The sequence below is a fragment of the Pseudomonas sp. KBW05 genome (assembly GCF_003852405.1).
Taxonomy (GTDB): domain Bacteria; phylum Pseudomonadota; class Gammaproteobacteria; order Pseudomonadales; family Pseudomonadaceae; genus Aquipseudomonas.
This window is the reverse complement of record NZ_QAJM01000058.1, coordinates 1-5,131: the sequence shown is the minus strand read 5'-3', so window position 1 is coordinate 5,131 and position 5,131 is coordinate 1. Positions and strand designations below refer to the sequence as shown.

At 62.6% G+C, this 5,131-nt stretch carries 4 protein-coding genes; 1 reads left to right on the top strand and 3 read right to left on the bottom strand.

Translation table 11 applies throughout. From position 1 onward, the window contains the following. The first annotated feature begins 332 nt into the window (after positions 1–332). Positions 333–584, top strand: coding sequence for a DUF6124 family protein (locus DBR46_RS29940; RefSeq protein WP_124530021.1), 252 nt, complete (start codon positions 333–335; stop codon positions 582–584). Between the two features lie 140 nt (positions 585–724). Here the strand turns inward: DBR46_RS29940 and DBR46_RS29930 are convergent, their stop codons facing one another. The 3 genes from DBR46_RS29930 to DBR46_RS29920 all read right to left on the bottom strand — a co-directional run bounded on the left by DBR46_RS29930 (position 725) and on the right by DBR46_RS29920 (position 4,871). Then, positions 725–2,056, bottom strand: a complete 1,332-nt coding sequence (locus DBR46_RS29930) for an OprD family porin (protein WP_124530019.1) — start codon at positions 2,054–2,056, stop codon at positions 725–727. A gap of 63 nt (positions 2,057–2,119) precedes the next feature. Next, positions 2,120–3,652 (bottom strand): MFS transporter, encoded by a 1,533-nt coding sequence (locus DBR46_RS29925; protein ID WP_124530017.1) that lies wholly within the window; start codon positions 3,650–3,652, stop codon positions 2,120–2,122. A 10-nt stretch (positions 3,653–3,662) separates the two neighbouring features. Beyond that, positions 3,663–4,871 carry an aspartate transaminase gene (locus DBR46_RS29920; protein ID WP_124530015.1) on the bottom strand — a complete coding sequence of 403 codons (1,209 nt, stop codon included), beginning with the start codon at positions 4,869–4,871 and terminating at the stop codon, positions 3,663–3,665. Between the last annotated feature and the right edge of the window lie 260 nt (positions 4,872–5,131).

Below are 5,131 nucleotides of genomic sequence, written 5' to 3'. Positions count from 1 at the left end.
ACTGACCGTTCGGCTAGGTATTCGAAGAAACAGAAAATTCCGACACCTATTTGCGGTTGCCCCTCGGAAACTCGATCTCTAGTCTCCGTACACCGCTGCAAACTCAGCGGTCGGGCGTCGCGGCCCGGATTACCACGGCGCAAAAGCGTCATCGTCCCTTTCAGTTGACGCTTTTTTATCGTCTACTGTGCGGCGCTATGGCGGCTGTGCGCGGGATACCTTCGGGTATGCCGGGTTCCTTGGTAACCGGTCCGCGAACCTGCGTACAGCTGCCACCCTACATCGCGTCGCGGCGATCAGTGGCGGCTCCACACTTACCAAGGAGCTTCACAATGATCAAACCCACCCCAAATCCCCCTGTCCGTCTATTTGCCGTAGCGGATGGAATCAATACCGAAGACCTGCTGGTCAACCTCAGCGAAACCCTCGCCTCGGCCAATGCGCTGAGCTGTGATCTTGCGTTTAACCTGGAAGGATCGAAGCGAGAGGAGTTGCTGGGCGTTGCGCAGTTGATTGAACTGGCGCAGTTGCTGGCGGATCGCGTGCACGATGGCGCCATGCAGACGAGCACTGCAAGTCGCTAACAACACGATCTAAATGTGGGAGCGGGCTTGCTCGCGAATGCGGTGTGTCAGTCAACAGATTCATTGGCTGATCCACCGCATTCGCGAGCAAGCCCGCTCCCACATGTGATCTTCATTCGGGCTGAATGATGCGTTGAGTTTTACAAGATGCTGATCGGATAGCTAACAATCACCCGATGCTCATCACTGTCCCGCTGCGTCGTCACTTCCGTGCGCAACGACGCATGCCGCAACGCAATGCTCAGGTTCTTCAACGGCCCTTGTTGCACCACATAACTCACCGTCAAGTTACGCTCCCACTCGCTTTTATCACCCGTCGGCGTACGAATGTTCGAACCACTCTCGTACATGCCCATGAAGCTCAGGCCCGGTACGCCGACCGAGGCGAAGTCATAGCCGTATTTCACCTGCCAGGTGGTCTCGCCGGCGCGCTGGAACTTGCCGACCATCGACTCGGTCATGAAGTACGCCGTCGAACCATCGCCCTGGTTCAACCACACTGCGTCGCTGTCGCCGCTGACTTGTTGCAGGCCGGCGGCAATGGTGTGGCCGTTGACCAGGTAGGTGAATTGCGCGCTGCTCAGGCGGCTGTCGACTTTGCCCTTGGTCACGCCGTCGCCGTAGTAGCCGAGGGTGTAGTAGGCCGGGTCGTTGCTGTTGGCGCCGTCGGAGCGGTTGTCGAAGTGGCGCAGGTCGGTGCGCAGGGTGCCGGGGCCGATCTGCCAGTCGTATTTGAGGCCCAGGAAGTGCTGTTTGTAGAAGTCCTGCAGGTTGCCGTAGTAGTACTGCAACGTCAGGTCTTTGGTCGGTTTGTAGTCGACGCCACCGTAGTAGAACTTGTTGACGAAGGTGCCGGTCACCGCGTTGTTGGCACCGGGGATCGACATGCCCATCTGGTCGCTCGACCCACGGCCTTTCACGTGTTCCAGTTGGCCGAGGGTGAAGGTGAAGTGGTCGAGGTCCTTGGATTGCACCTGGCCGCCGTTGAAGGTCTGTTGCAGCATGCGGTCGGTGGACATCACCACCGGCAGCATTGGCACCAGGGTGCCGTATTTCAGCTCGGTCTTGGCGAAGCGGGCCTTGGCGGTCAGGCCCAGGCTGCCGAATTCGTCCACGGCGCGGCCGTCATGGTCGGTGGGGAAGATATTGCCGTTGAACGCGGTACTTTCCGGGTTGTAGTGACGGCCCTTGCCGGAGTCCAGGCGTATACCGAACATGCCGATGGCGTCCACGCCGAAGCCCACGGTGCCCTGGGTGAAACCCGATTCGAAGTTGGCGATAAAGCCCTGGCCCCATTCCTGGGTGTAGTTGGGGTCGGCCGCGCCGCTGCGGTTGTCGGCGTTACTGAAGAAGTTGCGGGCCAGCACGTTGAGCTTGCTGTCTTCCACCAGGCCGGCGGCGTAGCCCTGTTGGGCGATCATCAGGCCGCAAAGGCCGGCGAGTACTTTCGGTGCGCGATTGAAAAGCTCCATCGGTGTCATCCCCATGTGTGTTTGGTTTTTTGAGGGCAGTCAAAAGCGGCAGTAAAATTTTTCTTATTTTTCAGGAGCGACGGTGGCGGGCACGACATGCAGTCGCACCGGCGGCAAGCGGTACAGGATGAACAGGGCGAGCACGCCGATGCCGGCGCACAGCAACAGGCCCACGCCGACGGACTGGGCCAGCGCGTCGCGGGCCAGGTCCAGCCAGGGCGAGGCTTCGAGGTTGGCATGCAACAGGGTTTGCGGGTCGGCGTAGAGGGCAATCCCTTCGACGTGATCGGCGGCGAGGAACACCCGCTGCACATTGGCGCTGTAGAGCAGGTTGACCAGCACGCCCATGCCGGCAGTACCCAACAATCCGCCGACCAGGCGCAGGGATTGGGTCAGCGCCGTGGCAATACCGAGGAACTGGCGCTCGGCCAAGGTCTGGGTGAACACCGTGAGGTTGAGCAGGATGAACCCCAGGCCCAACCCCGCCAGCAGAATCAGGCCCAGCAGTACATTGAACGACGCCCCACGCCCGACCACCGCCAAACCGAGGCACGCCAACAACAGCGCGACAAACCCCGCCAACGGCAGCCAGTTCGGGTTGCGCAAACGGGTGACAATGCGGCTGTTGACGATGGCCCCGAGGGTGATGCTCAGCGCCAGCGGCGTGATCAACAGACCGGCGTCCTGGGGCGAATAACCATAGGCGCCTTGCAGCAGCAGCGGCAGGTAGAACAGCAGCGAAAACATGATCGCCCCGGCGGCCACCGACAAGATAAACAACAGGCGCAGGCTCGGCAGGCCGAACAACGCAGCAGGCAGCAGGGCGTGGGGGCAACGTCGCTCCCAATGCCACAACGCAACCACCGCCGCGATGCAACCCAGGCCCAGCGCCGCACTCAGCGCCAGGCTCGAATGCCCCAGCCACTCCACAAACAATTGCAGGCTGCCCAACGCCAGGGCGATCAACAGCGCGCCCGGCCAATCGAGGCGGATGCCCGCCCGTTGCTGCGGCCGATACCAAGGCAAGAAGCGCCAGGCAATCAACAACGCCACACAGCCCAACGGCAGGTTGATATAAAACACCGCGCGCCAGCCAAAGGCGCCCGTGAGATAACCGCCGAGCCCTGGGCCGATGGCATTGACCACGCTGAACAGCGCGCTCAACAGCATCTGCCAGCGCAGGCGTTGGCGGGTATCGGGAAACAGTTCGGGGATGCAGGCGAAGGCGGTGCCGATCAGCATGCCGCCGCCAACCCCTTGCAACGCGCGGCCGATCACCAGCACCAGCATGTCATTGGCCACCGCGCAGGCCAGGGAGGCCAGGGTGAAGATCAAAGTGGCGGCCAGTACGAACGGCTTGCGCCCGTAGTAATCCCCCAGTCGCCCGAAAATCGGGATGGTGACGATGGACGCCAGCAGATAACCGGTGGCGACCCACGCATAGAGTTCAAAGCCGTCCAGCTCGGCGACGATGCTCGGCAACGCGTTGCCGATCACGGTCTGGTCCAGCGCCGAGAGCATCAGCACCAACGAGATGCCGATCATCGCCAGCAAGGCCTGCTTGAAACTCAGGGGAGGGTGGGCCGCCACGGTCATCGCAAGGGCCTCAGCGCAACGTGGCGACGGCGGCGGCAATGCGCGCGCAGCCTTGGTCGAGGGTGTCGATGTCGGTGGCAATCGACATGCGAAAAAACGGCGCCAGGCCGTACGCCGTGCCCGCCACCACCGCCACGCCCTGGCTTTCCAGCAGGTACATCACCACTTCGCTGTCGCTGTTGAGCACCTGGCCCTCGGCGGTGGTTTTGCCCAGCAGGCCGCCGCAGTTCACGTACAAATAGAACGCACCGTCGGGCTTGCGGCAGCTCAGGCCGGGGATGGCGTTGAGCAGATCCAGGCAGCGGTCGCGGCGTTGCTGGTAGACCTCGACGCTGTGCTTGACGAAGCTTTGGTCGCCATTCAGCGCTTCGACGGCGGCCGCTTGGCTGACCGAGCAGGCGTTGCTGGTGGACTGCGATTGCAACGTCGCCATGGCCCCGATCAGGTCGGCGGGGCCGGCGGCGTAACCGATGCGCCAGCCGGTCATGGCGTAGGTCTTGGACACGCCGTTGACCACCAGGCTGCGCTCGCTCAAGGCCGGCTCGATGGCGAGGATATGCGGGTTGTCCAGGCCTTCGTAGCGGATGTGCTCGTAGATGTCATCGGTCATCAGCAGCACGTGGGGGAAGTCCAGCAGCACATCGGCCAGGGCGCGCAATTCGGCGGCGCTGTAGCTGGCGCCGGTGGGGTTGCTTGGCGAGTTGAGCAGCAGCCAGCGGGTGCGCGGGGTGATCGCGCTGCGCAGTTGCGCCGGGGTCAGCTTGAAGCCTTCGTGTTCCGGGCAGGCCAGGGTTACGGGCTCGCCTTCGCAGGCCAGCACCATGTCCGGGTACGACACCCAGTACGGCGCCGGGATCAGAACCTCATCACCCGCACCGAGGGTGGCGGCGAACGCATTGAAGATCGCACTCTTGGCGCCGCTGGTGACCAGTACTTGGCCGGCGCTGTAGCTCAGGCCGTTTTCGCGGGCCAGCTTGGCGACGATGGCCTGGCGCAGTTCCGGGGTGCCGGCGTTCTGGGTGTAGCGGGTTTCGCCGCGCTCGATGGCCGCACTCGCAGCCCTGCGGATATTTTCAGGTGTGTCGAAATCCGGCTCACCCACCACCAGGTTGATGATGGACTGGCCTTGGCGACGCAACTCGTTGGCGCGGTCGGACGCGGCGCTGCTGGGCGATGGTTTGATGCGTTGCACACGGGCGGCGATGCGGGAGGCAGTCACTGGGCGTTCCTCGTTGATGGCGTTGACAGGGGCCACAGTACGAGGCAGCGGGGAGGGGCTCATAAGATGAGATCGTTCTGGGTTGATAGGCAGTGCTTATGGCTGGGGGTGCACTGAAAGGGGGCATGCAGGTGGGCGTGCGCTGTGGGGGTGCTTTTCAGGGGGGATAGAGGGCAGCCATAGCAAAGCCTTATGGCTGCTCAAGGGCATGGCCTGCCTTTTGCAAACCTGCCTGATGTATGGAGATCCAAATGTGGGAG